General features: G+C 61.6%; 25 protein-coding genes. 1 reads left to right on the forward strand and 24 read right to left on the reverse strand.

From position 1 onward, the window contains the following. The first annotated feature begins 144 nt into the window (after positions 1-144). Positions 145-348 carry a cold-shock protein gene (locus CGK93_RS15060; RefSeq protein WP_018776337.1) on the forward strand — a complete coding sequence of 68 codons (204 nt, stop codon included), beginning with the start codon at positions 145-147 and terminating at the stop codon, positions 346-348. Between the two features lie 165 nt (positions 349-513). Here CGK93_RS15060 and CGK93_RS15065 read toward each other — a convergent pair whose 3' ends face one another. The 24 genes from CGK93_RS15065 to lysA form a co-directional block, all read right to left on the reverse strand. Then, on the reverse strand, positions 514-3015 hold the full coding sequence (locus CGK93_RS15065; RefSeq protein ID WP_232481328.1) for a bifunctional lysylphosphatidylglycerol flippase/synthetase MprF: 2502 nt from the start codon (positions 3013-3015) through the stop codon (positions 514-516). Then, positions 3012-4310 carry an alpha/beta hydrolase gene (locus CGK93_RS15070; protein ID WP_089595529.1) on the reverse strand — a complete coding sequence of 433 codons (1299 nt, stop codon included), beginning with the start codon at positions 4308-4310 and terminating at the stop codon, positions 3012-3014. Before CGK93_RS15070 ends, CGK93_RS15065 begins: the two co-directional genes overlap by 4 nt. Positions 4311-4315: 5 nt before the next feature. Then, a complete protein-coding gene (locus tag CGK93_RS15075; protein WP_089595530.1) occupies positions 4316-4747 on the reverse strand; it encodes a DUF2550 domain-containing protein in 432 nt (143 codons plus the stop codon). Positions 4748-4757: 10 nt separating this feature from the next. Then, on the reverse strand, positions 4758-5042 hold the full coding sequence (locus CGK93_RS15080) for a F0F1 ATP synthase subunit epsilon (RefSeq protein WP_089595531.1): 285 nt from the start codon (positions 5040-5042) through the stop codon (positions 4758-4760). Between the two features lies 1 nt (position 5043). After that, the gene (gene atpD / locus CGK93_RS15085; RefSeq protein ID WP_089595532.1) at positions 5044-6495 is read right to left on the reverse strand and encodes a F0F1 ATP synthase subunit beta; all 1452 of its coding nucleotides are present in this window, start codon (positions 6493-6495) and stop codon (positions 5044-5046) included. Positions 6496-6579: 84 nt separating this feature from the next. After that, a complete protein-coding gene (locus CGK93_RS15090) occupies positions 6580-7470 on the reverse strand; it encodes a F0F1 ATP synthase subunit gamma (RefSeq protein ID WP_089595533.1) in 891 nt (296 codons plus the stop codon). Positions 7471-7546: 76 nt separating this feature from the next. Continuing rightward, entirely contained in the window at positions 7547-9184 is a 1638-nt protein-coding gene (atpA, locus tag CGK93_RS15095; RefSeq protein ID WP_089597491.1) for a F0F1 ATP synthase subunit alpha, read from the reverse strand. A gap of 84 nt (positions 9185-9268) precedes the next feature. Further along, the gene (locus tag CGK93_RS15100) at positions 9269-10096 is read right to left on the reverse strand and encodes a F0F1 ATP synthase subunit delta (protein WP_089595534.1); all 828 of its coding nucleotides are present in this window, start codon (positions 10094-10096) and stop codon (positions 9269-9271) included. Further along, positions 10096-10653 (reverse strand): F0F1 ATP synthase subunit B, encoded by a 558-nt coding sequence (locus CGK93_RS15105; protein ID WP_089595535.1) that lies wholly within the window; start codon positions 10651-10653, stop codon positions 10096-10098. The genes CGK93_RS15100 and CGK93_RS15105 overlap by 1 nt, the downstream gene beginning before the upstream one ends. A gap of 52 nt (positions 10654-10705) precedes the next feature. After that, positions 10706-10924, reverse strand: a complete 219-nt coding sequence (atpE, locus tag CGK93_RS15110; protein WP_011775261.1) for an ATP synthase F0 subunit C — start codon at positions 10922-10924, stop codon at positions 10706-10708. 78 nt (positions 10925-11002) lie between these two features. After that, the gene (gene atpB / locus CGK93_RS15115; protein WP_089595536.1) at positions 11003-11803 is read right to left on the reverse strand and encodes a F0F1 ATP synthase subunit A; all 801 of its coding nucleotides are present in this window, start codon (positions 11801-11803) and stop codon (positions 11003-11005) included. An 81-nt stretch (positions 11804-11884) separates the two neighbouring features. Then, the gene (locus CGK93_RS15120; protein ID WP_089595537.1) at positions 11885-12220 is read right to left on the reverse strand and encodes a hypothetical protein; all 336 of its coding nucleotides are present in this window, start codon (positions 12218-12220) and stop codon (positions 11885-11887) included. Beyond that, positions 12207-12698 (reverse strand): hypothetical protein, encoded by a 492-nt coding sequence (locus tag CGK93_RS15125; protein WP_089595538.1) that lies wholly within the window; start codon positions 12696-12698, stop codon positions 12207-12209. Before CGK93_RS15125 ends, CGK93_RS15120 begins: the two co-directional genes overlap by 14 nt. A gap of 119 nt (positions 12699-12817) precedes the next feature. After that, on the reverse strand, positions 12818-13930 hold the full coding sequence (locus tag CGK93_RS15130; protein ID WP_089595539.1) for an MraY family glycosyltransferase: 1113 nt from the start codon (positions 13928-13930) through the stop codon (positions 12818-12820). Between the two features lie 281 nt (positions 13931-14211). Beyond that, positions 14212-15168, reverse strand: coding sequence for a glycosyltransferase (locus tag CGK93_RS15135; RefSeq protein WP_089595540.1), 957 nt, complete (start codon positions 15166-15168; stop codon positions 14212-14214). Next, positions 15169-15954, reverse strand: a complete 786-nt coding sequence (locus CGK93_RS15140) for a WecB/TagA/CpsF family glycosyltransferase (protein WP_089595541.1) — start codon at positions 15952-15954, stop codon at positions 15169-15171. It abuts the gene before it with no gap. Further along, the gene (locus CGK93_RS15145) at positions 15951-16796 is read right to left on the reverse strand and encodes an L-threonylcarbamoyladenylate synthase (protein WP_089595542.1); all 846 of its coding nucleotides are present in this window, start codon (positions 16794-16796) and stop codon (positions 15951-15953) included. Before CGK93_RS15145 ends, CGK93_RS15140 begins: the two co-directional genes overlap by 4 nt. A 12-nt stretch (positions 16797-16808) precedes the next feature. Beyond that, positions 16809-17681: a peptide chain release factor N(5)-glutamine methyltransferase gene (prmC, locus tag CGK93_RS15150; RefSeq protein WP_089595543.1), complete on the reverse strand. Its 873-nt coding sequence runs from the start codon at positions 17679-17681 to the stop codon at positions 16809-16811. A gap of 33 nt (positions 17682-17714) precedes the next feature. Beyond that, positions 17715-18788, reverse strand: a complete 1074-nt coding sequence (prfA, locus tag CGK93_RS15155; protein WP_089595544.1) for a peptide chain release factor 1 — start codon at positions 18786-18788, stop codon at positions 17715-17717. A gap of 252 nt (positions 18789-19040) precedes the next feature. Continuing rightward, positions 19041-21188 carry a transcription termination factor Rho gene (rho, locus tag CGK93_RS15160; protein WP_089595545.1) on the reverse strand — a complete coding sequence of 716 codons (2148 nt, stop codon included), beginning with the start codon at positions 21186-21188 and terminating at the stop codon, positions 19041-19043. A gap of 301 nt (positions 21189-21489) precedes the next feature. Next, positions 21490-22464 (reverse strand): homoserine kinase, encoded by a 975-nt coding sequence (gene thrB, locus CGK93_RS15165; protein ID WP_089595546.1) that lies wholly within the window; start codon positions 22462-22464, stop codon positions 21490-21492. Positions 22465-22466: 2 nt separating this feature from the next. Then, positions 22467-23570 (reverse strand): threonine synthase, encoded by a 1104-nt coding sequence (thrC, locus tag CGK93_RS15170; protein ID WP_089595547.1) that lies wholly within the window; start codon positions 23568-23570, stop codon positions 22467-22469. Next, positions 23571-24887 carry a homoserine dehydrogenase gene (locus CGK93_RS15175; RefSeq protein WP_089595548.1) on the reverse strand — a complete coding sequence of 439 codons (1317 nt, stop codon included), beginning with the start codon at positions 24885-24887 and terminating at the stop codon, positions 23571-23573. Beyond that, positions 24880-26352, reverse strand: a complete 1473-nt coding sequence (lysA, locus tag CGK93_RS15180; RefSeq protein ID WP_089595549.1) for a diaminopimelate decarboxylase — start codon at positions 26350-26352, stop codon at positions 24880-24882. Before lysA ends, CGK93_RS15175 begins: the two co-directional genes overlap by 8 nt. Between the last annotated feature and the right edge of the window lies 1 nt (position 26353).

Genomic DNA, 26353 nt, shown 5'->3' on the forward strand with positions numbered 1-26353 from the left:
TTTTCATGCTCGCAAGACGAGTTGCGAGCGTGAAGCTCCTGCGAAACCAACCGGTATCCCCGGACGGAATCCAAGGTCTTCTCGCGGAGTAACAAAGCCGGTACGAGGTGTATCGGACTGATGTTCCATAATGAGGAGAAATACATGGCACTGGGAACCGTCAAGTGGTTCAACGCTGAAAAGGGCTTCGGCTTTATCACCCCGGATGACTCGGATGGGGACGTTTTTGTTCACTACTCCGAGATCCAGACCGGTGGCTTCAAGACCCTCGATGAGAACCAGCGCGTTCAGTTCGAGATCGGTCAGGGCGCCAAGGGCCCCCAGGCAACCGGCGTTACTGTCGTCTAGCCTTACCTGCTGAATTCTGCTGGTTGCAGATTCAACAAACACATTGACCCCGGCTTTCGCGTCGGGGTCAATGTGTTTAAGGCCAGTAATGTCTGATATTTCGACAACATCTGTTACTAACCATGAAGAAAGACGAACTGGCCCTGGTGAATGAGGGTTGACTATTCAAGCAACCAGGGTTCGGAGCAGCCGCGCTGAATGCCGTACCGACAATCCGGGCAGATAGGCCCGGCTTAGTGCCCGCCCCATTGCCGGAAGGTGCAACGGGTCTTGGTAATACATGTACAACGTTCGGTACTCGGGCTGGAATCTCGACTTAAAAGAAGCCAATGACCTGAATCCATAAACCGGTTCCAGTGCCTGCCCCACGGCATCCAGAATTCCCGCCAGGCCCTCAGCCCGTTGTTCGATCTCGCCCTTCTCCCTGGCCAAGGGCGAACCGGACAGTGAGATGACCTCCACGGAGGCACGCAAGTGCAGGATGGCCGAGGCAATCAGGAATTCCATGACTCCCGGGAAGGTGTCTCCACGCCGCCTCATGAAGTCCAGCGTCCAACTGACGACCTGGCCTTCCTCGTAGACCGGGAGCCAACTGGTGACCCCGTAGACGAACCCCGCGTCATCAACGGCAACGCAGCACAGGACGTCGTCGTCCGCCAACTCGTCCAGGCCGCCCAAAGTGAAGCCCATTTCAGGAATCTTCTTCTGGGCTGCCCACTCCTCCGAGACCTCAGTGACTTGGGCGCGCACGCCGTGCGATAGCTCCGAGTAGCGGCCCCAGCTGGCCGTTATCCCCAGTTTTTTGGCACGGTTCAGCGATGTCCTGACGTTCTGCCACTCCTTGCCCCGGAATTCCAGGTCCCTGATCCGCAGGCGGGTTTCCTGGGCGACAGCCACCCTGCGGAAGCCCCGCGCTTGAAGCATGGGCCACAGCTCATCCGTGCAGGAGTAGAAGCATGGAATCAACGCCTGCTGGGTGCAGTACTCCAGGAAACCCCTGGCAGTTTCCAAACGATGCCCGGCAGAACCCAACGGGCCCGCCAACGTCAAGGCCACGTGACCATGGTGCTGGTAGGCCACTCCCCCGGTGCCGTCACCGTTGAACCAGTACTTGTTGGGTTCCCAGAGCGCCATCCAGGACAACGAGTCACCCCCGGATTTGACCAGAGCGCGGGCTTTCTCGCGGGCTTGGTGGTCGAGTCCGCCGGAGTGGTGGCCACGGATGAGCAGGATCCACACGCCCACCAGCGCCACCAACCAGAACACCGTTCCGGAGTAGGAGAAAAGGAACACCTCCAGGACATCACGTTCGGCAAAGACCTTTCGGTAGACGCCGGGCAGCGGAACGGGAAGATACTGCCGGGCCAATTCTGCAGCCAATCCCAGCAAGCCGCCGTCGCGGTCCATGCCGCCGGACGCCAACCAGACTGCGGTGTAGGCGAGGCTAAGCCCCGCCCCGGTCAGGCCTACCAACCAGAAGATTCTGCGCCGGAGTCGATCCGAGGTCACCACCCGGAAGTGGCCACGGTAGACAAAGAGCATCACAGCCAGCACCAGCGGCACGACGACGAGCGGGATCAGGTGGACCACGGCCGAGTTCAGCATGGGCACGTGGGGACGTCCCTGCAGCCTGGGCATCCCGGCGAAGAGGCCGAGGTAAATCGCTGACAACGCCACCACTACCAACTGGACCGCGATCGCGATCCCCAAGGCCAGTCTGCGTCCACGTCTCATGCCGTCGGCACAAATGAGGAGCAAGACTACAGGCACCACTGCCAGCGCCAATCCCCACGGGCCGGTATAGCCTTGGCGGCCCACCTCCAAACAGGCAACGTCAATGGTTCCCCCGCAGCTGCTTTCCAACTGGCTGAGCGTGGGCAAAGGATTCAGGATGACGTCCCGCAGCAATGCGAGGGGACCGGACGGACTCTTCGCCGCAGCGGTAACGATGGGTCCCACAGCGAAGATGGCCATGGTCAAAGACAGAAGGTTCCGCACTTCCCTGCCCGTAGAGCGATGCAGATGGAGGTGCCCCTGGCTGCTTTGCATCCACCACCCGGATGCCAAGCCGATCAGGGCCCCCAGGAATCCCACCACGGTCTCGGCATGCCCGACGTACAACACCAGGAGCAAAGAGACCGAAAGGGCCACCGTGCGCAGCCGCCGTTGCCACAGAGTAGGGAGCAGGGCGCTGGCTGCCAAAGCCGTAGCCAGAGCTGCCCCATAGGGACCAATCAGCCGGGTGTCTGCCATCCGCGACAGCCAGCCGTCATCTGCGTGCTGCGCCACTTGGGTGACCAGGAGGAATGCCGACACGCAGGCGAACTGGGCGCCCAAGAACACACCCGCCGTTTTGAGTGACCCCAGGTGCCGCTCGGCAAGGCCCAGAAGAAACACGATCATCAGGATCGCTGTGGCATAAGCCAGCGGATTAGTGGTGAAGAACAACGAAGTCCAGATGGACCACCATTCTCCAGACCGCAGGCCGTCAAGTGATACGCCGGCGAAGGCAAGCCACGGCTCCGGCGGACCGGACAGGAAACTGCCCGAAACCAGGGACAACGCCACAAACAAGCCCAGCACCAGCAGCGTGAACGGCGTGGCCCGTATGTGCTTGCCCGCCTGCAGCAATGCCGGCTTGATCACACCCCTGAGGGCACGGCTCATTGGGACAGCTCCCAGCGGTCGGCAAGGAAACCCAAGGCTCCAGGCATTCCCCGGACAACAGCGTCCCAAGAGTGTCCTGCGTGCTGAATGGAGTGTTCTTCTGTTGCGAAGCCCGCAGTCCTGGCAGCATCAGCGAGCTCATGCATATAGTCGGTGAACTCGTGGTCAGTTTCGCCGGCCGTGAGGTACACAGCGCTTCCCGCATAATTGCGTTGCTGCATCAACGCCAAAGGCGTCTTCGACTCGAAAGCCGCTGCATCGCCGTCGAACGAGTCCTGAATGGTCTTGTTTCGATCCTTGGCCAACGCAGGTTCCCGTTCGGCCGAGAACGCGAGCACCGATGAGAAGAGCTCCGGATGGACTGTACCCATCTGCGTGGCACATGTACCTCCAAACGAGAAACCGCCCACGGCCCACAGTCGGGGGTCATCGGAGACGTCCAGTGTAGAGGTGATCCAGGCCGGTACATCCTTGGAGAGATATGTGTCCGCAGGGGCAATCAGGCTATCCATGCACATGGTGTTGGCGCTGCTTGACCCGTTCGGATCCACCACCACCGTCACCGGAGCCACTCCGTGGTGGGCTTCAGCGAAACGGTCCAGTTGGGTGCGGAGTTGGCCGCCCGTCAACCAGTCGGCCGGACCACCGGGCTGCCCTGAGAAGAGCACCAGCACAGGCAGCACGGGGCGGGGTTCAGTCTGATACGCGGGGGGAAGGTAGATGTACGCTTCCCGCGCGATGAAACCGGAAGTGGTCCCGGGGATCTCGGCCTTGCGCAGAATTCCGTTTCCTGGCATGGACTCCGGCGCTTTCCACCCCTTGAGGGCGGGACCGGGCTTAAGGTCCGGGCTCCGCTGAAGGCCGGCCTCCAGTGGCTGAATGCGGGCCACTGCAGTACCCAGCAAATCCCCTACCGAGTTGTTCAGCCCGAAGTAGAGATTTACTTGCACCGCACTCAAAAGGACGACTCCCAGCATCGCCAGGACGCTGAGGGAGCGGCCTTTACCGGAGTTGCGTGGAAGGCGGGCCGCGCAGAGGAGAACAGCCGCGACGGCCGGCACAGACCAGGCCAGCGTCTCAAAGGGAAGGTTCTCTGAAAAAGTGGCCATGAGATCCACCAGTATCCAGTGGACCAACGCCACGATTCCGACAGAAATCGCGAGGGAGCCCACCACGACCAGTGGCCAGGAACGTCGTCGTCGCCAGAGCAGGTACACTCCACCGGCAGCACCGCAAGCAATGCTGAACCAAAGGAACGGACCACCAACCAGGCTGACGTCGGAAAGAAAATCCATAACGCCTATCGCCAGGTACCGACGCCGATGACCGGGCCGGCCTCCAGCCAGGAGGACAGCCCTGCATAGGCGTCGAAGTTCATGGCGAGCATGAACTTTTTGCCTTCGTACTGCAATTCAACAACCACCACGCCGGGCTGCACCCTGACCAGTTCATCTTCGGTGGGTTGGCGGCGGCCCAGCAGTTCGAGCGAACTGCGCGTAAATCTGTGCTTGGGGATCACGCTCAAGGACATCAAGCGGAACCACTCCAGCTCATTGTCCTGATAACGACAAACCCCCATCTGCCAGCTGTTTCCAGCCGTGCAAATGGAGGCGTCTACCGTGCCCAGGGCACGCCGCAGGTTGAAGCGGCGCACCCCGAACAGGCACAGTGAAATGATCAGCAACGTAAACGCCGTTGCCAAGGCGATGAACGGAATAAGGGAATCGTCCATCAAGGTCGTGCTATCGGGTCCCCGCTGTAGCCGCTTCGCCCAATTTGGCGTTGTCAGCAACAATGACCACGCGATCGTTGTCAACGGAGAAGAATCCGCCGTCGACCACTACCGCGATACGGTCACCGGAAACCGGCTGGATTGCCAGCTCGCCCTCGGCCAGGATGGCCAGAAGGGGCGAGTGGCCCGGCAGGATTCCGATTTCACCATCGCTGGTGCGGGCCTTCACCATCTTGGCCGCGCCGGACCACACGAAGTGGTCCGCTGCGACAATCTCAACCTCAAGCTCAGCCATACTACTTGGTCTGTTCCTGGATCTTGGCCCACTGGCGCTCGACGTCATCCAGGCCGCCGACGTTGAAGAACGCCTGCTCTGCAATGTGGTCCAGCTCGCCGTCGCAGATAGCCGTGAAGCCTTCAACGGTGTCCTTGATGGACACGGTGGAGCCCTCGACGCCCGTGAACTGCTTGGCGGTGTAGGTGTTCTGGGAGAGGAACTGCTGGATACGACGTGCACGCGACACGACGATCTTGTCCTCTTCAGACAGTTCGTCAACACCGAGGATGGCGATGATGTCCTGGAGTTCCTTGTTCTTCTGCAGGATCTGCTTAACACGGACTGCCGTGTTGTAGTGGTCCTTGCCGATGTACTGGGGATCCAGGATGCGGGAGGTCGACGTCAGCGGGTCAACGGCCGGGTACAGACCACGGGATGCGATTTCACGGGAAAGTTCCGTGGTCGCGTCGAGGTGTGCGAAGGTCGTGGCCGGGGCCGGGTCGGTGTAGTCATCAGCCGGCACGTAGATGGCCTGCATCGACGTGATGGAGTGACCCTTGGTGGAGGTGATGCGCTCCTGAAGGAGGCCCATCTCGTCAGCAAGGTTGGGCTGGTAGCCCACAGCGGACGGCATGCGGCCGAGCAGCGTGGAAACTTCCGAGCCTGCCTGGGTGAAGCGGAAGATGTTGTCGATGAAGAGCAACACGTCCTGGTTCTGCACATCGCGGAAGTACTCCGCCATGGTCAGGGCCGACAGGGCCACGCGCAGACGCGTTCCCGGCGGCTCATCCATCTGGCCGAATACAAGAGCGGTGTCCTTGAGGACGCCTGCCTCTTCCATTTCAACCCAGAGGTCGTTACCTTCACGGGTACGCTCGCCGACACCGGCGAATACGGAAGTACCACCGAAGTTACGGGCAACACGGGTGATCATTTCCTGGATCAGAACGGTCTTGCCAACGCCGGCGCCGCCGAACAGGCCGATCTTTCCACCCTTGATGTACGGGGTGAGAAGGTCGATGACCTTGATACCGGTCTCGAGCATCTCCGTGGAGCCCTCGAGGGAGGCGAAGGCCGGAGCCTTGCGGTGGATCGGCCAGTAAGCGTCAGCCTTGATCTCGGACTCTTCGACGTCCAGCGGCTTGCCGAGAACGTTGAAGATGTGGCCCTTGACGCCGTCACCGACGGGCACGGAGATCGGAGCGCCGGAGTCCTGCACGGTGGTACCGCGGACGAGTCCGTCGGTTGCCTGCAGGGAGATGGCGCGGACGAGGTTGTCACCCAGGTGCTGGGAGGTCTCGAACGTGATGGTCTTCGTCTGGCCGTTGAGAGTGATCTCAGTGGTCAGAGCGTTGTAAATCGAGGGGATTGCGTCAGCCGGGAATTCGACGTCGACAACCGGACCAATAACACGGGCAATGCGGCCGGTGGCACCGGCCGTTGCTACGTGTTCGGTAGCAGTGGCAGTCATCTCTCTCACTTCACTCAGTAGATGGCGTGGGGTTAAGTTTATCTGTTTGTTGCAGGTGCGGCTTTGAACCGACTCCGGTGCAGGCTAGGACGCGAGGGCGTCGGCGCCGGCAACGATTTCGGAAAGCTCCTGCGTAATCTCGGCCTGGCGGGCCGTGTTGCGAAGGCGCGTGTACTTCTTGATCAAATCCGTAGCGTTGTCACCGGCCGACTTCATGGCACGCTGGCGGGCTGCGAGCTCGGAAGCAGCGGCCTGCAGCATAGCTGCGAAGATGCGGGACTCGATGTAACGCGGAAGCAGTGCGTCAAGCACCTGCTCTGTTTCCGGTTCAAACTCGTACAACGGCAACAGCTCGGACTCCGAGGCTGCTTCCTCTTCGACGACCTCCAGCGGGAGCAAACGGATAACCGTGGGCTCCTGCGTCACCATCGACTTGAAGCGGGTGTAGACGACGTGGATCTCGTCCACGCCACCCTCTTCGAAATCAGTGGAGAAGTCTTCGAGAAGTGCAGCTCCGACTTCCTGTGCGGTTTCGAATTCCGGTGCGTCCGTGCCTCCGGTCCATACGCGGGTGTACGACCGGTTGCGGAAATCGAAGTACGCCTGCGCCTTGCGGCCAACCAGGTACGCCTTGACTTCCTTGCCTTCTGCGTGAAGAAGCTCGGTGAGACCTTCAGCCTGCTTGAGCACGCTCGCGGAGTACGATCCTGCAAGGCCACGGTCCGATGTAATGATCAGGACTGCGGCGCGGCGGATCTGCTCCGGCTCGGTGGTCAGCGGGTGGTCGATTTCGCTCTGAGTTGCGACAGCAGAAACGGCGCGGGTAATCGCGTTCGCGTAGGGCAGTGAAGCTGCTACGCGGGCGCGGGCCTTACCGATGCGCGAGGTAGCGATCAGTTCCATCGCCTTGAAGATCTTGCGCATCGACGTCGTCGAGCTGATCTTCTGACGGTAGACCCGAATCTGGGCTCCCATACTTATCCTTTCCTAAGTTCCCGATGTGCTGCCCTGCCGGGGCCCTTTCGGACCCCGGCAGGGCAGGTGATCGGAACTAGCGCTTCTGCTTGACGATCTTTTCCTGGTCGACGTCGCCGCCGGAGATCGCTGCGTGCTCTTCGTGGCCGGCGCCAACCAGGTGGTTGTCGCCTTCTCCGAAGAAGCCCTTCTTGAAGGAAATGATCGCTTCCTTCAAGGCTGCAGCGGTGTCGTCATCCAGGACGTTGGTCTGAGCCAGCGTGGTCAGGATGGAGGACTTGTGCGCGAGGTGCTCCAGGAACTCGGACTCGAAGCGGCTGATGTCCTCAACCGGAACGTCGTCCAGGTAACCCTTGGTACCGGCCCAGATGGAAACAACCTGGTTCTCAACCGGGAACGGTGAGTACTGGCCCTGCTTCAGCAGTTCCATCAGGCGTGCACCACGGGTCAGCTGCTGACGGGAAGCAGCATCCAGGTCAGAGGCGAACATGGCGAATGCCTGCATGTCGCGGTACTGGGCCAGGTCCAGCTTCAAGGTACCGGAGACCTTCTTCATGGACTTGACCTGTGCAGCGCCACCAACGCGGGAGACAGACACACCAACGTCAACAGCAGGACGCTGGTTGGCGTTGAAGAGGTCCGACTGGAGGAAGATCTGGCCATCGGTGATGGAGATCACGTTGGTCGGGATGTACGCGGAGACGTCGTTTGCCTTGGTTTCAACAATCGGAAGACCGGTCATCGAACCTGCACCGAGCTCGTCGGAGAGCTTGGCACAACGCTCCAGCAGACGGGAGTGCAAGTAGAAGACGTCGCCCGGGTAGGCTTCGCGTCCCGGCGGACGGCGCAGCAGCAAGGACACTGCGCGGTAGGCTTCGGCCTGCTTGGACAGGTCATCGAAAATTACCAGTACGTGCTTGCCGCCGTACATCCAGTGCTGGCCGATGGCCGAGCCTGCATACGGTGCAAGGTACTTGAAGCCAGCGGGGTCCGATGCCGGGGACGCCACGATGGTGGTGTACTCCAGCGCGCCGTGATCCTCGAGGGTCTGGCGGACGGCTGCGATCGTGGAAGCCTTCTGGCCGACACCAACGTAGACGCAACGAACCTGCTTGGTGACATCTCCGGAAGCCCAGTTGGCCTTCTGGTTGATGATGGTGTCCACGGCAATGGCGGTCTTGCCGGTCTGGCGGTCACCGATGATCAGCTGACGCTGGCCGCGGCCGATCGGGATCATGGCGTCGATAGCCTTGAGGCCGGTCTGCATCGGTTCGTGAACCGACTTGCGTTCGGTAACGCCCGGAGCCTGGAGTTCCAGTGCACGGGTGCCCTCGGCCTTGATCTCGCCGAGGTCGTCGATCGGCTGGCCCAGCGGGTCAACAACGCGACCCAGGAAGGCATCGCCAACCGGAACGGACAGGATCTCACCGGTACGGTGAACTTCCTGGCCTTCTTCAATACCGGTGAAGTCACCGAGGATAATGACACCGATCTCGCGGACGTCAAGGTTCTGGGCCAGGCCCAGCGTGCCATCTTCGAAGCGAAGCAGCTCGTTCGCCATGACCGAGGGAAGACCCTCAACACGGGCGATGCCGTCACTTGCGGTGGTCACACGACCAACCTCTACGCGCTCTGCGTTACCGGGTTCGTAGGACGCCGCGAACTCGTTCAACGCATTACGGACGTCGTCGGCGTTGATGGTCAATTCGGCCATCTGCAGTCCCTGCTCTCCTGTTTTCGTGATCATCGTTGCTCACGATGACCGGGTTTTATATCAGTTAAGTTGTGCTTAGTCTGGCTAGCCAGCGAGCTGACGGCGGAGTTCGGACAGGCGGGCGATAACCGAAGCGTCGAGCACTTCGTCACCAACCTGGACACGGATTCCACCGATCAGTGCAGGGTCAACGTTGAGGTTGACCTTCAGTTCGCGGCCGTACAGGGCATCAAGCCCGGCCTGCAGACGGCTGGCCTGCGTTTCCGTCAACGGACGGGTAACGCTGACAGTTGCAATCCAGCGCTGCTGACGCTTGGCTGCAAGCTTGGCGAAAGACTCGACGAGCTTGCTCGGCTTGACACCGCGCGGCTGCGTAACTGCCTGGCTGATGAGAACCTTTGCTTCCTCGCTGCTGCCAGGAACAAGCTTCTCAGCCAGTGCAATCTTTGCCGCAGGGGAACCCTGCGGCTCAGACAGGGCACGTTGTACTTCGTGGCTGGAGGCGACAATCTGGTTGAAGGCAAACAGATCGTTTTCCAGCTCTTCCAGCCCCGTGATACCGGAGGCAGAAACCGCCGACTTGTTTTCAGCTACGGCAATGACAACCGTGGCGGCAAGCGTCTCGAGTGCATCGCCGATATCGCGTGCCGATGCCCAGCGTGAGCTGGCCAGTCCGCCCGCAATTTCAGCAGCATCAGCGGAGACTTTTCCGCCAACCAGCTGCTTGACCAGCGCCGACTTTTCGTCTCCAGTGCGGGACGGGTCAGTCAGGGCGCGGCGCAAGCCAGCCGAGCTGTCCACCGTTCCCAGGATTCCGAAGAGGTCCTTAGCCAACTGCAGCGAGGCGAAGGGAAGCTTGGCTTCCAACTGCGCCAGTGCTGTGGTCAGCGATTCGCTCGATATACCTGCCATTACTTAGCTGCACCTGCGCTCTGGGTCTCCAGATCTGCAAGGAAGCGGTCAACCACGCGTGCGGCGCGCTGGTCGTCGGTGAGTGCTTCACCAACGATGCGGCCGGCCAGCGTGGTGGCCAGGGTGCCTACCTCGGAACGAAGCGAGACAACAGCTGCCTGGCGCTCCGATTCGATGGCAGCGTGTGCCTGCTCGGTCATGCGTGCAGACTCTGCTGCAGCCTTGGCCTTGAGGTCCGCAAGGATCTGGGCGCCTTCGGCGCGTGCTTCTTCGCGGATGCGGTTGGCTTCGGCGCGGGCGTCGGTGAGCTGCTGCTTGTACTCTTCAAGAGCTGCAGAAGCTTCCGCCTGGGCCGCTTCGGCCTTTGCAATGCCACCTTCGATTGCTTCGGCGCGCTCTGCGAAGGTCTTCTCGAACATCGGGACAACAAACTTGACCACGATGTACATGAGGACCGCAAAGCCGACGAGGACAACGCCCATTTCCCAGACGTTGGGAACGAGCGGGTTGCTCTTCGGTTCGCCTTCAGTGGCGGCTGAGATGATCAGCTGATTCATATTTCACCCGTCCTATCTACTCGTGCGTCGAATTCGCTTGGGTTCTTATTTATTAGGAAAGAACGAAAGCGAAAACGAGGCCGAGGATGGCAAGAGCTTCAGTCAGTGCCAGACCAAGGAACGCGATCGGCTGCAGCACACGCTGAGCTTCCGGCTGACGTGCAACACCGTTGATGTACGCGGCGAACACGAGACCCACACCGATACCACCGCCGATGGCCGAGAGACCGTAGCCGATGAGGTTGAGGGAGCCGTTGATGGTGCCTTCCATTTTTTCTTCCTTTCAAGATGCCGCCCGTGCGGCAGGTTGTTTGGGTTGCTTCATCCCCGTGAGGGGAAGTTTGTGAGCCTAGTGGCTGTCGGCGTGCAGGGCGCCTTCAATGTAGATCGCGGTCAGCAGCGTGAACACGTAAGCCTGCAGCGCCATGATCAGTGCCTCAAGCATGTACATCGCCACGGCACCAACGAGGACCAGGACCGATGCGCCCTTGAGCAGCACGTTCTCCTGCATGACCAGGAATTCAATGCCGGAGCCAGCGAGCATGACGATCAAGTGACCGGCCAGCATCGTCGCGAACAGACGGAGGCTGTGCGTAACGGGACGGACCAGGAAGTTGGAAATGATTTCGATCGGTACCACGATCGGGAGGATGTACCACGGCACGCCGGACGGAACCGTCGCGAGCTTGAAGTACTTGAGGCCGTTCTTCTTGATGCCAATGGCGATCCAGGTGACATATACGATGCCGGCCATGACGTAGGCGCCGCCTACGTGCGAGAAGCTCGGGAGCTGGATCACCGGGATGGCGCCGTAGATGTTGTTCACCAAAATGAAGAAGAACAAGCTGAACAGCAGCGGGACGTACTTGATGAAGTCCTTGCCACCGATGATGTCCTTGGCGATGCTGTTACGGACGAAGCCATAGGCCATCTCACCTGCGAACTGCAGCTTGCCGGGTACCAGCTGCTGCTTACGTGCGGCGAGGATGAAGAATGTAGCGATAATGACGACCGAAAGGATTACCAGCAGCATCTGCTTGGAGAATCCGTCGTGCGCACCCCAAGGCAGGATTGCCGGCAGGTGCATTTCGTCGATTCCGGGTGGGGTGAAGGACCCCGAATCCTGGGCGGGGAGCGCAAGCGCGATCAACGCGTTTCCTCTCTGCTGTGTCCATCATTGGGCATTGGTTGGAATCCGGAAGCGTTGGACGCATCCATAATCCATGTGAAATTATTTGGCATTACTGTCCCCGTCCGTGGACGGACCGCTGTCTGCGTTGCTCTCGCCAGAAGAGGAGCTTTGCCTGGTGAGGCCATGCATATGGGAAAGATAGAACCCTCCTGCGGCTCCCAGCAGAGCGCCAAGGAGCACAATCCAGCGGGTCCCCCACAGATTATCCAGACCCCAGCCTATCAAACTCCAGACAATGATCCCGCCAATGATGTAGCTGAAGACGGCGATGCCGGCGTTGTATCCGCCGTCGTTTCCGGCTTCCGCGGTTCCATTGGCTTTTCCGGGTTGCTGGGCTGATGCGGCCGGGCGTGAATATCGCTTACGCGGAGACATCCGGGCCACCCTTCTTCTCTTCAGGATCGTTGTAGATCTGGAGGCGGGCCTTGCTGAAACCATAGATTTCTGCTGCCTGCCAGAAGACAACGGTGACCACGGCGCCAATCAGGAACCAGCGGTGGTGGAGCCAATCCGGCGCACCGAGCACAAACAGTACTACGGCAAAACCGACCACTTTGATGAAATACGTAGCAACAAAGAGGCCAACAGCACCTGAAGGGTTGTTGCGGCCTACGTAGTGGCCTATCAAAAGGCTGATGCCAAAGAAGAGCATGACCAGTGCGGCGCCGAACGCCGCTGAAAGCGCGCCCTGACCGCCGTTCATCACTGCCGCGATCACGCAGGTGACTGCGGTGGCCGCGACAGCGGCCGAGGCGCTCAGAAGAAGCAACCGGAGCCACAACGAAGATGCCTCGCCCATGGATCCAACACCACGTTTACCGGACGGGCGTCCGGTTTCGGCGTTGGATGTCATGGGGATACCAATCCTCGTGGCACAGGTGCCATATTCTCAAAGTGGGGTTACGGGCGAGTGACTGTCCGCAGAAAGAATTCTACATGAGATAGAACTGTGACGATAACCAGCCGTCACAACTACTCCCCCGGCCGCGTCGAGTTCCGGGTGAAGTACGGCCACGCAGTCACGGCGGCCATGACAAGAGCCGCGACGACAACCACGATGAGCACAATCTGCCACGGGAAGACGGCGAAAGCGACACCGCCGAAAGCCAGGATGCACGTCCAGACATACAGCATGACGACGGCGGCTCGGTGTGAGTATCCGAGGTCCACCAGCTTGTGGTGGAGGTGCCCACGGTCGGCCGACCACGGCGACTGACCCCTCGCAGTCCTGCGGACTACGGCCATCCCCAGATCCAGGAGCGGCAGGGAAAGAACCGCAAAGGGCAGCAAAATCGGAACAATCGTGGGGATGCCGTTGGCACGGTCATAAAGGCCCGAGCCGATCTGCCCCGTGGCCACGACGCCGGCTGACGCCATGAGCAGGCCGATGAGCATGGCCCCCGAGTCACCCATGAAGATTTTTGCGGGGAACCAGTTGTGTGGCAGGAAGCCGATGCAACTTCCGACCAGGATGGCCATCAGGAGGGTCGCAAGGTCTGAATTGTCGGTAGACGGATTGTTCCTGTGGACCCAATAAGCCGTGAGGAAGAAGGCTCCGCCACCAATGATGGCCACTCCGGCTGCCAAACCGTCCAGTCCGTCAATGAAGTTGACGGCGTTCATGGTGGTGACAATGAGTCCCGCAGTAAGCACAATCTGAAGGATCTCGGACTCGAGGAAGATCGGCTCCGGGATGAATGGCACCACCGACATCCGGACGCCCCACAGTGCCACGATTAAAGCGGCAGCGCCTTGGCCCAGCAGCTTGATCCACCATCGGATGTCCAGGATGTCATCTGCCACCCCCACTGCGACGATCACCACAGCACCGGCCAGGATCCCCCAGGGCGCATCGTTATGCCTGAAAATGTCCTTCACGAAGAATGAGTTGCTGGCAACGACCAAGGCGACGAAGAAACCCGCAAAGATGCCCAATCCCCCGAGCTTGGAAATCAGGGCGGAGTGCATGTCGCGGCTGCGGATGGGACGGTACAGGCGCAGTTTGTTTCCGGCCACGCGGGCACCCCACGTTCCCGCATAGGACACCACGGCAGCCGTGAGTGCCATCAGCAGATACATGATCATGATGCGGCTCCCGGGAGCAGCCCGCCCACTGTTCCGGAAATGGCAATGTGCTGACGCTGCCGACGCGTCGCGTGAAAGCCGGTGGTTTCCGGGCACCTTGAGGTGTGGAATTCTGTGTGTGGATAAATGGAACTACTCCGTCGCCATGCCTGCACCGGCTGTGCCGAATGTTGCGGGATTTCTGTGGACTCTAGTCACGATACTAATGCCAATGGCCGTGACCACCCTGTGACGCAGCCGCAAGACCCCGCCTGTTTGACCGGGTTTGAGCTGCGCCGCTGTCAGCTGGCAGGCTCTTGGACGTTCCGCAACGCGTAGATTCCCTCAAGCACCTGCGCGTTGGAACGCGGTGCTTTGAGGCTGTGGCGCAGGCCCTTGAGAAGCCCGCCGAGCAGCACTTTGCGGTTGGGTGAGGCGGCAATGGTGCGGGTCCAGTTACGCAACGACGCGCCGGTGAAGAGTACCTTTTCCCACGGCGCCAAGGCGCTGGAACGGGTGTAGACCCACAGCTTGTTCCGAACCTCGTAGTAGAAACGTGGTCCGGGATCAGCGCCAGCGTCGCCGAAGACCTTGGTGTGGTGATTGGCCACCGAAGCTTCCGTGGTCAGTGCTGTGCCCCTGCGCGAGACCCTGGCAGTGTACTCAAGGTCGTCGTTCCAGATGAAGTAGTCCGCGATGGGCAGGCCGTACTTCCTGATCTCTTCGGCGCGGATCAGGACTGACACGAAGGAAGCGCTGCGAATCTGCGTGGCACCGACGCGTGCAGCAGCGTTACGCGCTTCTTCGCTGGCACCCATCCGGGGACGCATACGGTTCATGGGGTGGTCCCGGCCATCGGTCCAGACCACGCGGCTGGCGATGAAGGCCGGCGTATCTCCTGTTTCCTGCTGATAAGCAGTGGAAACATCCAGTGCTTCGGCGAGGGCAGTTGGTTGGGGTTCTGTGTCATCGTCCATGATCCAGACGTGGTCCGCCCCGTGATCCAGCAGGGCGCGTTCCATACCGACCACAAATCCACCAGCGCCTCCCACATTGGCGTTGAGCGTGACGACGTCGGTAGCCAGCGGCCCTTGATAGTCCCGCAGGAACTCTGCGGTTCCGTCGGTGGAGGCGTTGTCCACCACGACGACGGCGTCCGGAACCCGGGAGCCGGACGCGATGCCCGAAAGGGTGGTCTGGAGGAGTTCACGCCGGTTATAGGTCACCACGACGGCGACCACAACAGCTTGGGACGTCATTTACTTGCCTTTGGTCTTAGGTGATTGAAAACGGCGCCGAACCAACAGGCCGGCAAGCTTCCACGGCTCAATGAAAACCCTGTAGGCAACCCGGCCCGGGTGGAGGACCAGACGCCAGGCCCATTCGAGCCCCAGACGCCCCAGCCAGCGCGGCGCCAGTTTCTGGATGCCGGCAACCTGCTCGATCGCGCCTCCAACGGCGCAATAGGTAGCCGGCGGCAATTCGCCCAGCCTGCGATGCAGGACATGCTCCTGGAGCGGCATGCCCAGACCCAACAGCACCAGTTGCGGCCGGAACGTGTTCAGCCAGCCCACTACGGCGTCTTCAAGGGCGTCATCCCAACCTTCGCCGGGCATGCCGTCCACCGTGGCGCCAGGAATGATGGACCGCAGGCGGGCCACCGCTTCGGTGTTGGCCTCCCTGCCGGCGCCGACCACAGCAACCCGCTGCACTCCGGGAACCTTGCCGAGTTCAGGGATCCAGTCCATGGAGCCCAAACGGTACGCCATGGCCCCTTCGCCCAAGGGCAGACCCTGCCGCTTCCGGGAAACCGCCCACAGCAACGTGGCGGGAGCTCCATCCAGAAGGACTATGGAGCTTGCCTCGTACAGGGCGCGGACATCCGGACAGGAATGGAACAGCGTGATGCTGTGCAGGTTGTGGCCGAGCACAGTGCTTGTGGTCCCCGCAGCAATCAGCCCGCCCATGGCGTCAATAAGTTCCTTGACGCGCAACGGAGTGGCGTCGACGTCTAGGACGGGGACGCGCTGGCGGTCCGGAATCATTCCGACTTGGCTTCTCGTGGGGCCGACGGCTCCACATGGTGGTCGGGCACCGAATCCTCATCAGGCGTGGTGTCGACGTCAACGACGGCGGCTTCGGTCACCTCGACCGGCGCGTCATCCGCAGTGGGGGTCTCCGCGACAGCTACAGCCTCTGCAGGTTCCTCAACCTCGGCAGGCACAGTCTCGCCAAAGCCGAGAAGGGTCGGAACTATCGCACGGAGGCTTTCCAAGGAGATGGCTCCTTGGCGCACTACACGGAACGGGGTGGCAGTTGCGTCCACAATCGTGGACGGCAGCGCGGCAGTACCTTCAACGGGCCGGAATCCGCCCTCAAGGTACACCTCTACGGAGTCGGCCAGTTGCATGCGGGCTTCCGCAGCGGTCTGGGCTGCTTCCTGGCCGGTGCGGTTGGCCGATGATACGGCCAGCGGGCCTGTGAGTCCAAGGAGTTCCAAGGCAATCTGGTCGTCGGGCATACGCAGGGCAACGGTGCCCTTGGTCTCGCCCAAATCCCAGTCCAACGACGGCTGGGCATGGAGGATCAGGGTCAGCCCACCGGGCCAAAATGCCTGCGCCAGCGCGCGGGCGTCGGCTGGTACGTCCGTGGCCAGGCCATCAAGGGCGTTGATCCGGGGAATCAGCACAGGAGGCGGCATCTGCCGGCTGCGTCCTTTGGAAGCCAGCAACATGGTCACAGCCAGGGGCGAAAAGGCATCCGCGGCAATGCCGTACACAGTGTCCGTCGGCAGCACGATGCACTTCTTTTCGCTGATGGCACGCTGGGCGTGCTGAAGTCCCTCGGCACGCTGGTCATCGGAAGTGCAGTTGTAGGTTGTGGTCACAGCGCTATTCTTTCACTCATCAGGGGCAGTGCTTGCCAGCACCGCGCTGGTGGCACGTTCCTTGCCGTTCAGGTCGAAATGCGTGGTGACGTTGTTCCAACGTCCCGTGCGTCGCAGCATCCCGGCGATCCAGCCGGCTTGGACTTCTGCGTGTTCCATCACGAAGTAGCCGCCGGGCTTAAGGAGCCGGGCCGCGGAGGCCGCTGCCGCCGTCGGAAGTTCCATGCCGTCCGCTCCCCCACCGTACAGTGCCTCGGGAGGATCGTGGAGCGCAACTTCGGGTTCTGTGGGTATCGCCTCTGCCGGGATATACGGCGGGTTGGAGACGACGACGTCGAAGGTTCCGTTATGTTCGGGAAGCGCGTTCCTGAGGTCGCCCTGTATGAGGGTGACGCCCAGCGGCTCAAGGTTCTTCAAAGCCCAGGCATGCGCGAAAGTACTGTATTCCACGGCGTGGACGTCAGCGCCCGGTACCTCGTGGGCGATCGAGCCGGCGATCGCACCGGATCCGGTGCCAAGATCCACCACTTTGGGGTTCGGGATTCCTGCCACGTGGTCAATGACCAGCTGGACCACCGATTCCGTTTCCGGCCGGGGAATGAAGACACCCGGACCCACACGCAACTCCAGGTACCGGAAATAGGCGACGCCGGTGATGTGCTGCAGGGGAACGCGGCCCGCCCGCTCCTGCACCAGTTCTCCATAACCATCAGGTGCGGGAGCATCGCCCAATAGCATGGCCCGCAAGCGTCCCAGCCCCACACCCAGAAGGTGTTCGGCCAGCAACTCCGCGTCCACGCGTGGAGTGGGGACACCGGCGTCGGTGAGAACGGCAGTAGCCTCGCGAACTGCGTCCGCGAGGCTCTGGCCTTGATAAAACGTCATGGATCTACTCTGCTGTTGATATTCGGCAGGGTGCTATTCGCCGATGGCGTCCAGGCGTGCTTGCTCGTCCGCCTCAATGGCCGACTGGATCACAGGCTCCAGGTCGCCGTTCATGACGGCGTCAAGGTTGTACGCCTTGTACCCGGTGCGGTGGTCCGCAATGCGGTTTTCCGGGAAGTTGTACGTGCGGATGCGCTCCGAACGGTCCATGGTGCGGATCTGCGACTTGCGCTGCTCCGAGTTGGCGGCGTCGATCTGTTCCTGCTGGTGGGCCAGGAGGCGGGCACGGAGAACCCGCATGCCGGCTTCGCGGTTCTGCAGCTGGGACTTCTCGTTCTGCATGGCCACCACGATGCCCGTGGGCAAGTGGGTGATGCGGACAGCGGAGTCGGTGGTGTTCACGGACTGTCCACCCGGACCCGAGGAACGGTAAACATCGATCTTGAGGTCGTTCTGGTTGATCTCAAGCTCTTCGGGCTCGTCCACTTCAGGGAGTACCAGCACGCCGGCAGCCGAGGTGTGGATGCGGCCCTGGGATTCGGTCACGGGCACGCGCTGCACACGGTGCACGCCGCCTTCGAACTTCAACCGTGCGAAGACGCCCTGCGCGGGATCGTTCGAGTTGCCCTTGATGGCCACGGCAACATCCTTGTACCCACCGAGATCGGATTCGGTGGCTGAAATCATTTCGGTCTTCCAGCCCCGCGACTCAGCGTAGCGCATGTACATACGCAGAAGGTCACCGGCGAACAAAGCAGCTTCGTCGCCACCTTCGCCACCCTTGACTTCAAGGATGACGTTGCGGGCATCGTCAGGATCACGAGGGATCAGCAGACGGCGCAGACGCTCCTGCGCAACGGGAAGCTGCTCCTCCAACTGCACAACTTCTGCAGCGAATTCGGGATCCTCATCAGCCATCTCCTTGGCCGCTTCCAGATCATCATTGAGCCCGCGCCACTTGTTGTACGCCTCCACGATGCCCTGAAGCTGAGCAGACCGCCGCCCCAACTTCCGGGCCGCAGACTGATCGGCATAAACAGCAGGATCACTCAACTGCGCCTGGATAGCAGCATGCTCATCAAGCAATCCCTGTACGGACTCAAACATTTTCAAACCTCTTTCGACTTCTACAAGTCTAATAACTGCATCGTGGGGTCACGCACAGCCCATCTGGGGCCCACTGGGCCGTTTCTGACCTCACGTGGTGTCGGGCCAAGGATTCCTTAAACAAAGACCGCTCAAAATATGCCGGCCAGGGAGTGGCTTCGGGCCTGCCGGAGCCGGGTAGCTTCCGATCGTAGATCGGAAGCTACCCGGCGTAGGGGCGGGGCCGGCATATTTTGAGCGGTTAGAGCACAGCTATTTGTCGTTGTCCGACTTCGCTCCGAGCGTTGTCTTCTGAACCTGCATGAGGAACTCGACGTTGCTCTGCGTCTCCCGGATCTTGTTGGTCAGCAGCTCAAGGCTCTGCTGCTGCTCCAGGCCGGAAAGGACGCGGCGCAGCTTCCACATGATCTTGACTTCTTCAGGCGAGAGCAGGTTCTCTTCGCGGCGCGTGCCGGACGCGTTGACGTCCACGGCCGGGAAGATGCGCTTGTCCGCCAGCTGGCGGGACAGGCGGAGCTCCATGTTGCCGGTGCCCTTGAACTCTTCGAAGATGACTTCGTCCATCTTGGAGCCGGTCTCAACGAGGGCCGTTGCCAGGATGGTCAGCGAGCCGCCGTTTTCGATGTTGCGTGCAGCACCGAAGAACCGCTTGGGCGGGTACAGGGCTGCGGAGTCCACACCACCGGACAGGATACGGCCGGAGGCCGGTGCTGCCAGGTTGTAGGCGCGGCCCAGACGGGTCATGGAGTCCAGCAGGACTACAACATCCATACCCATTTCCACGAGGCGCTTGGCGCGTTCGATGGAAAGTTCGGCAACCGTGGTGTGGTCGTCGGCGGGACGGTCGAAGGTGGAGGCAATGACCTCACCCTTGACGGTGCGCTGCATGTCCGTAACTTCTTCGGGACGTTCGTCAACCAGCACCATCATGAGGTGGACCTCAGGATTGTTGGTGGTGATGGCATTAGCGATGGACTGCAGGATCAGCGTCTTGCCGGCCTTCGGCGGGGAGACGATCAGGCCACGCTGGCCCTTGCCGATCGGGGCCACGAGGTCAATGACACGCGGGCCGATCTTCTTGGGGTCAGTCTCAAGGCGGAGGCGCTCGGACGGGTACAGCGGGACGAGCTTGGCGAACTCGACGCGGTCCTTGAGCTCTTCCGGAGTCTTGCCATTGACGGAAGTGACGCGAACGAGCGCGTTGAACTTCTGTCGGGCTGACTGCTGGCTGCGGTCTTCGCCGTCACGCGGTGCACGGATGGCGCCGACAACGGCGTCGCCCTTGCGGAGGTTGTACTTCTTGACCTGTGCCAGGGAGACGTAAACGTCGTTTGCCCCGGGGAGGTAACCGGACGTACGGATGAACGCGTAGTTCTCCAGGACGTCCAGAATGCCGGCTACGGGAAGCAGGACGTCGTCCTCGGTGACCTCGACGTCGTCGACGTCCGGTCCCTGCGCACGGCCACGGCGACGTTCGTTGCGGTCGCGGAAGCGGTCGCTGCGGGTGTTTCCGTCACGGCTGTCCTGACCTCCCCGACGGTCGCTGCGGTCGTTCTGGTCGTTGCGGTCACGACGGTTGCGGCGGTTGCGGCGGTTGCCGGTGTCATCGCCATCGTTGGTGTCTTCACGGCGGCCGCGGGTGTTGTCACGGCGTTCGCGCTGCTCGCCCGAATCCGACTGTTCGCGCTGCTCACGCTGTTCGTTGCGGTCAGCACGCTGCTCACGCTGCTCGGTGCGGTCAGCACGCTGCTCACGCTGTTCCGTACGGTCGGCGCGCTGCTCACGCTGCTCGGCTGCGGGAGCTTCTGCCGCTTCAGCAGGTGCTGCAGCAGCTTCGCCACGGCGGCGGTTGCGGGTGCGCGGCTGGCGACGCTCAGTGCCGGACTCAGCCGTTTCAGGTGCTGCCGGTGCTTCAGCAACCGGCGCAACTGCGGTTTCAGCGGGCGCTGCAGCGGCTTCAACAGCAGCTACCACACCATCACTGGTGGCGCGGCGGCTACGGCCACGGCCACGGCTGCGGGGAGCTTCCTGGGCCGGAGCCTCGGAGGTTGCCTCGGCAACAGCACCGTTATCGGCAGCCTTACCCTTGGTCTCCCGTGCAGCCTTGGCATCCACTGCCGGAGCTTCCTTGGCCACCGCAGTGGCTCCCTTTGCCGAGGCACTGGCCTTGGCGGGTGCCTTGGTAGTGGAGGTGCCGGCGCGATGGGCGGAAATGGCGGTCACCAGATCCCCCTTACGCATACGCGATCCCCCGGAGATGCCCAACTGGCTCGCGAGAGCCTGAAGCTGGGCGAGCTTCAGGCCTGCAAGGCCGCTGCTCTTGGTGGTTGCTGCTGATGACGACTCAGCAGCAGAAGATGTTGTGTCCACAGCTGAAGCCAGCTCAGTGGTTTCTGTCACGAAGGATCCTTCCCCTCGACGGCGTCCAGAGCGAGAGCTGGACGCGATGATATGTTCTGGGCTGCAGTTCAGATCTGCAGCCGGTGATTTGGGCCGTGCCTGATGGATTGTGGCCAACAGGGCCGGATACTGATCGTCATCACTGGATCCGGTTGCCCGGACTGCCGGCTGTAGGTTCAGGGAACAGAGAGATCTCGGCACCTGAGACTGGCCGGAAAGAGACGACACCACCAACGTTGGCACAGTTGACGAAAGGTACGGCGAAACACCGAGATCCAAAATCAGGGAACTGCCCGCGGCTTTACCGGCGGTGCACTTCCACTCTAGCACCTTGAACGTCCACAGCCAGCGTCATCACGCGCCAGCCAATGTCCGGTGTGTTGGACGCCGTGTAGGACTCAACGAAATCAGCAACAGTGGCGGCTTCGTGTTCCCCGTTGGCCAGCACCATCACAGTGGGGCCGGCACCGGAAACAACGGCCGCGTGGCCTGCGGACCGAAGCGCCGCGATGAGGTCGGCGCTGGGGCGCATGGCCTGTGCACGGTAGCTCTGGTGGAGGTAGTCCTCGGTAGCAGGCAACAGGTAGGCCGGCTGCGCCGTGAGGGCGTGGATCAGCAGGGCGGCGCGTCCGGAATTCATGGCCGCCGCATGATGGCCCACGGATGCAGGGAGCAAACCGCGTGCGGTCTCCGTGGACAACTCGAAGTCCGGGACTGCGACTACCGGAATGACCGACGGCGCGACGTCTGCTTTGGTACTGCTGTACTGCTCGCTGTCCTGCCAGGACAGCGCCAGTCCGCCGAAAATGGCGGGTGCGACGTTGTCCGGGTGGCCCTCCATCTCGCTGGTCAGCTGCAAGATCCAGTCGCGATCCTTCCGCGATTCCTCCGGCACCAAGGCGTTGGCGGCGGTTACCGCTGCCACCACGGCAGACGCAGACGATCCGAGGCCACGTCCGTGCGGATTGACGTTGTCCGCAGTGATTTTCAGCCCGGAGTGCTGGTAGCCGAGGCGCTCCAGTGCAAGATCAATGGCGCGCACCACGAGGTGGCTGGAATCCCGGGGAAGGGTTTCGGCCCCTTCACCGGAGAGCTCAAACTCGAGCTCTCCGGTGCTGAGGGTTTCCACCGTCAAGGTGTCGTAAATGGACAAGGCCAAGCCGAGGCTGTCGTAGCCGGGGCCCAGGTTGGCGCTTGTACCGGGGACCTTGACGGTCAGCCGCTGGCCTGCCGCGACGAGCGCACGATCAGTCGCGGTGGGCTGCGTTGATTCCACTCTTACTTTTCTTCCAGTCCCAGTTCCGCGGCAACGGTGACGACGTCGTTCGGCACCTTGACAGGTTGAACATCACTGCCATCGTCAGTGCGGAGGGCCCACTGCGGGTCCTTGAGTCCGTGACCGGTAACCGTGATGACGATGGTCTTCCCGGAGGGAACCTCGCCTGCAGCGTGCTTCTTGATGAGGCCTGCGACGCCGGCAGCAGAGCCGGGTTCAACGAAGACGCCTTCCTTGGCGGACAGCCAGCGGTGGGCTGCCAGGATCTCATCATCCGTGACGGCCTCAATCAGGCCACCGGATTCGTCGCGGGCGGCAACGGCGGTGTCCCAGGACGCCGGGTTGCCGATGCGGATGGCAGTGGCGATGGTGTCCGGCTCTGTAATCGGGTGTCCGGCCACGAACGGCGCCGCCCCTGCAGCCTGGAAGCCCCACATGATGGGCGTCTTGGTGGAGACAGCCGGCAAGGTTCCGTTGGCGGTCTCGAAGGGCGCGGAATATTCCTTGTAACCCTTCCAGTAGGCACTGATATTGCCGGCATTACCGACAGGCAGCACATGGATGTCAGGAGCATCGCCGAGTGAATCGACGATTTCGAACGCACCGGTCTTCTGGCCCTGGATACGGGCGGGGTTGACGGAGTTCACCAGGAACACCGGGTAGGACTCACCCAGTTTGCGGGCAATGTCCAGGCAGTTGTCGAAGTTGCCGTCAACCTGCAGCAAAGTGGCACCGTGCGCGATAGCCTGGCTCAATTTGCCCATGGAGATCTTGCCTTCGGGAACCAAAACGGCACACTTCAGGCCGGCCGCAGTGGCGTAGGCAGCCGCCGAGGCGGAGGTGTTGCCGGTGGACGCACAGACCACGGCCTTGGCCCCGGCTTCAACTGCCGCCGTCATGGCCATGGTCATGCCACGGTCCTTGAAGGAACCCGTGGGGTTCATGCCTTCAACCTTGAGGTACACCTCTGATCCGGTGAGCTCGGAGAGCTGCCGTGCATGGACCAGGGGCGTGCCGCCCTCGCCGAGGGTAATGACCTTGGTGGCTTCCGTTACGGGCAAACGATCAGCGTATTCGCGGATTACTCCGCGCCATTGGTGAGCCACTTAGACTCCTTCTACCCGCAGTACGGATGTCACAGAATTGATGACGTCAAGGCCCTTGACGGCCTCGACGGTTGCTGCGAGTGCAGCCTCGGATGCACGGTGCGTCACAATCTTCAGCTCAGCCGATTCAACGTTCGACTCAGAGTCGCGGTGGATCGTCTGACGCATGATCTCGATGGAGACACCGTTTTCCGCAAAGATATGCGCAATCCGCGCCAGAACGCCTGCTTGGTCAGCTACGTCCAAGCCGATGTAGTAGCTGGTGTTGGAGGCGTCGATGGCCAGCGCCGGGACGTGCCCCGTGGTGGTTTCCGTACGGCCCGGGCCACCCAAGACCAGGCGCCGCGCTGCGGAGACGAGGTCACCAAGTACGGCGGAGGCGGTGGGGGTTCCACCTGCACCCTGGCCGTAGAACATCAGTTCACCGGCGTTCTCCGCCTCGATGAAGACGGCGTTGAAGGCACCACGGACGGCGGCCAACGGGTGTTCCCGCGGCAGCAGTGTGGGGTGGACGCGCACTGAAATACCGCTGCCGTTTTCTGCTGAGTCGATCTTCTCGGCAATCGCCAACAGCTTGATGACGAATCCGGCTTCCTTGGCGGAGGCGATGTCCGCCGCGCTGACTTTGGTAATGCCTTCGCAGTAGACATCGTCCAGGGAAAAGCGCGTGTGGAAGGACAGGGACGCGAGAATGGCGGCCTTCGCCGCGGCGTCGTGTCCTTCGACGTCGGCAGTGGGATCCGCTTCGGCATATCCGAGGCGCTGGGCCTCGGCCAGGGCGTCAGAGAACTGGGCGCCGGTGGTGTCCATCTGGTCAAGGATGAAGTTGGTGGTTCCGTTGACGATGCCCAGGACCCTGGTGATGCGATCGCCGGACAGGCTGTCGCGGATAGGGCGCAGGATGGGGATGGCGCCTGCTACCGCGGCTTCGTAGGACAACTGGACGCCGGCTTTATCAGCCTCTTCGTAAAGTGTGGGGCCGTCCTGCGCGAGCAGGGCCTTGTTGCCGGTGACAACACATGCACCGTTCTGGATGGCCGTCAGGATCAAGGAACGTGCAGGCTCAATGCCTCCCATGAGTTCGATGACCAGGTCTGCATCCTTGACCAGGGTGTCGGCATCCGTGGTGAAAAGTTCACGCGGCAGTTCGACGTCACGCGGGGCATCGATGGTGCGTACGGCGATGCCGGAAAGTTCCAGGCGGGCGCCGCTGCGGGCAGCCAGGGCGTCGGCGTCGTCAATCAGAATCCGCGCGACCTGGGCCCCAACGTTGCCACAGCCCAGCAGGGCCACCTTCAAGGTTCGCACTTCAGACATTCGCCACTCCCATGTCGCGGTTCAAGAGATCTTCTTCGGTTTCCCCGCGGACAATCAGCCGGGCAGCTCCGTCGCGTACAGCGACAACGCCAGGCCGTGCCAGGTAGTTGTAGTTGCTGGAGAGGGCCCAGCAGTAAGCGCCGGTACCCGGTACTGCGAGCAAATCACCGGCTGCCACATCCGCGGGCAGATATACATCTCTAACAACTATGTCGCCGCTCTCGCAATGTTTGCCCACTACGCGGGACAGTTGGGGAGCTGCTGAGGAGTCACGGGAAGCCAGAATCGCCGAATAATCCGCGTCGTACAGCACCGGACGGGCGTTATCGCTCATCCCGCCGTCCACTGACACATAACGGCGCGGATACGTAACGTTCTTTTGACCGTCCTCACCCTCAGGGGCGTCAACCCGGACGGTCTTGAGGGTACCCACTTCATAAAGCGTGAACGTGGTGCTGCCTACGATGGCCCGTCCGGGCTCGATGGAGATGCGCGGCGGCGTGATGTCCAACTCGGCGCAGGTGGAACGCACGACGGCGGCCATGGCCTCCGCGATCTCGGCCGGTGGGCGGGGTGTGTCCACCGGGGTGTAGGCGATGCCGTAGCCACCCCCGAGGTCCAGTTCCGGCAAGACAATGGAGTACTTGGCTTGCATGGCCGCGAGGAAGCCCAATAGCTTCTCCGCAGCGACAGCAAAACCATCCGGTTCAAAGATCTGCGAGCCGATGTGGCAGTGCAGGCCGAGCAGTTCGACGCTTGAGTAGGAGGTCGCTGCTGCCACAGCTTCCTCGGCTGCCGAAAGACCAGCTTCCTCGGTGGAGTCTTCCGCCATGGACAGGCCAAACTTCTGGTCCTCGTGTGCTGTGGCGATGAACTCGTGGGTATGCGCGTGCACACCAGGTGTCAGGCGCAGCATCACCTTGGCAACCTCGCCGCGGCTGGAAGCTATTTTGGCGACCCGCTCGAGTTCATCGAGGCTGTCCACCACGATCCTGCCCAGCTTCATGTCCAGGGCGCGGTTGATCTCCGCGTCCGACTTGTTGTTGCCGTGCAGCCCCAGGTTGGAGCCATCAATGCCGGCACGTGCAGCGACAGCGAGTTCGCCGCCGGAACATGTATCCAGGCGCAGGCCCTCTTCTGCTACCCAGCTGGCCACGGCGGTGCACAGGAAGGACTTCCCTGCGTAGTAGACGTCCACTCCCCCGCAGATGTCGGCGAAGGCGGCGTCGAAGGCATCCTTGAACGCCCTGGCGCGGGAGCGGAAGTCCGATTCGCTCATGACAAACAGTGGAGTTCCGAACTGTTCCTTGAGCTCACTGACGGACAAACCGTCAACGGTGACCTCACCGGCGTCGTTCTTTCCAACCCCGGCGGCCCACAGGGGTTCCTGCAGTGCGTTGAGGTCCCCGGGTACGGCCAACCATTCAGGAGCAAGTGGAGAAGCGTGATCAGCGGCTGTGTTCATT

The organism is Arthrobacter sp. YN (genome assembly GCF_002224285.1).
GTDB lineage: Bacteria > Actinomycetota > Actinomycetes > Actinomycetales > Micrococcaceae > Arthrobacter.

Coding starts and splice junctions, on each gene's coding strand:
- CGK93_RS15060 (WP_018776337.1), top strand. CDS start 145: ATGGCACTGGGAACCGTCAAGTGGTTCAACGCTGAAAAGGGCTTCGGC.
- CGK93_RS15065 (WP_232481328.1), bottom strand. CDS start 3,015: ATGAGCCGTGCCCTCAGGGGTGTGATCAAGCCGGCATTGCTGCAGGCG.
- CGK93_RS15070 (WP_089595529.1), bottom strand. CDS start 4,310: ATGGATTTTCTTTCCGACGTCAGCCTGGTTGGTGGTCCGTTCCTTTGG.
- CGK93_RS15075 (WP_089595530.1), bottom strand. CDS start 4,747: ATGGACGATTCCCTTATTCCGTTCATCGCCTTGGCAACGGCGTTTACG.
- CGK93_RS15080 (WP_089595531.1), bottom strand. CDS start 5,042: ATGGCTGAGCTTGAGGTTGAGATTGTCGCAGCGGACCACTTCGTGTGG.
- atpD (WP_089595532.1), bottom strand. CDS start 6,495: ATGACTGCCACTGCTACCGAACACGTAGCAACGGCCGGTGCCACCGGC.
- CGK93_RS15090 (WP_089595533.1), bottom strand. CDS start 7,470: ATGGGAGCCCAGATTCGGGTCTACCGTCAGAAGATCAGCTCGACGACG.
- atpA (WP_089597491.1), bottom strand. CDS start 9,184: ATGGCCGAATTGACCATCAACGCCGACGACGTCCGTAATGCGTTGAAC.
- CGK93_RS15100 (WP_089595534.1), bottom strand. CDS start 10,096: ATGGCAGGTATATCGAGCGAATCGCTGACCACAGCACTGGCGCAGTTG.
- CGK93_RS15105 (WP_089595535.1), bottom strand. CDS start 10,653: ATGAATCAGCTGATCATCTCAGCCGCCACTGAAGGCGAACCGAAGAGC.
- atpE (WP_011775261.1), bottom strand. CDS start 10,924: ATGGAAGGCACCATCAACGGCTCCCTCAACCTCATCGGCTACGGTCTC.
- CGK93_RS15120 (WP_089595537.1), bottom strand. CDS start 12,220: ATGTCTCCGCGTAAGCGATATTCACGCCCGGCCGCATCAGCCCAGCAA.
- CGK93_RS15125 (WP_089595538.1), bottom strand. CDS start 12,698: ATGACATCCAACGCCGAAACCGGACGCCCGTCCGGTAAACGTGGTGTT.
- CGK93_RS15130 (WP_089595539.1), bottom strand. CDS start 13,930: ATGATCATGTATCTGCTGATGGCACTCACGGCTGCCGTGGTGTCCTAT.
- CGK93_RS15135 (WP_089595540.1), bottom strand. CDS start 15,168: ATGACGTCCCAAGCTGTTGTGGTCGCCGTCGTGGTGACCTATAACCGG.
- CGK93_RS15140 (WP_089595541.1), bottom strand. CDS start 15,954: ATGATTCCGGACCGCCAGCGCGTCCCCGTCCTAGACGTCGACGCCACT.
- prmC (WP_089595543.1), bottom strand. CDS start 17,681: ATGACGTTTTATCAAGGCCAGAGCCTCGCGGACGCAGTTCGCGAGGCT.
- prfA (WP_089595544.1), bottom strand. CDS start 18,788: ATGTTTGAGTCCGTACAGGGATTGCTTGATGAGCATGCTGCTATCCAG.
- CGK93_RS15175 (WP_089595548.1), bottom strand. CDS start 24,887: ATGTCTGAAGTGCGAACCTTGAAGGTGGCCCTGCTGGGCTGTGGCAAC.
- lysA (WP_089595549.1), bottom strand. CDS start 26,352: ATGAACACAGCCGCTGATCACGCTTCTCCACTTGCTCCTGAATGGTTG.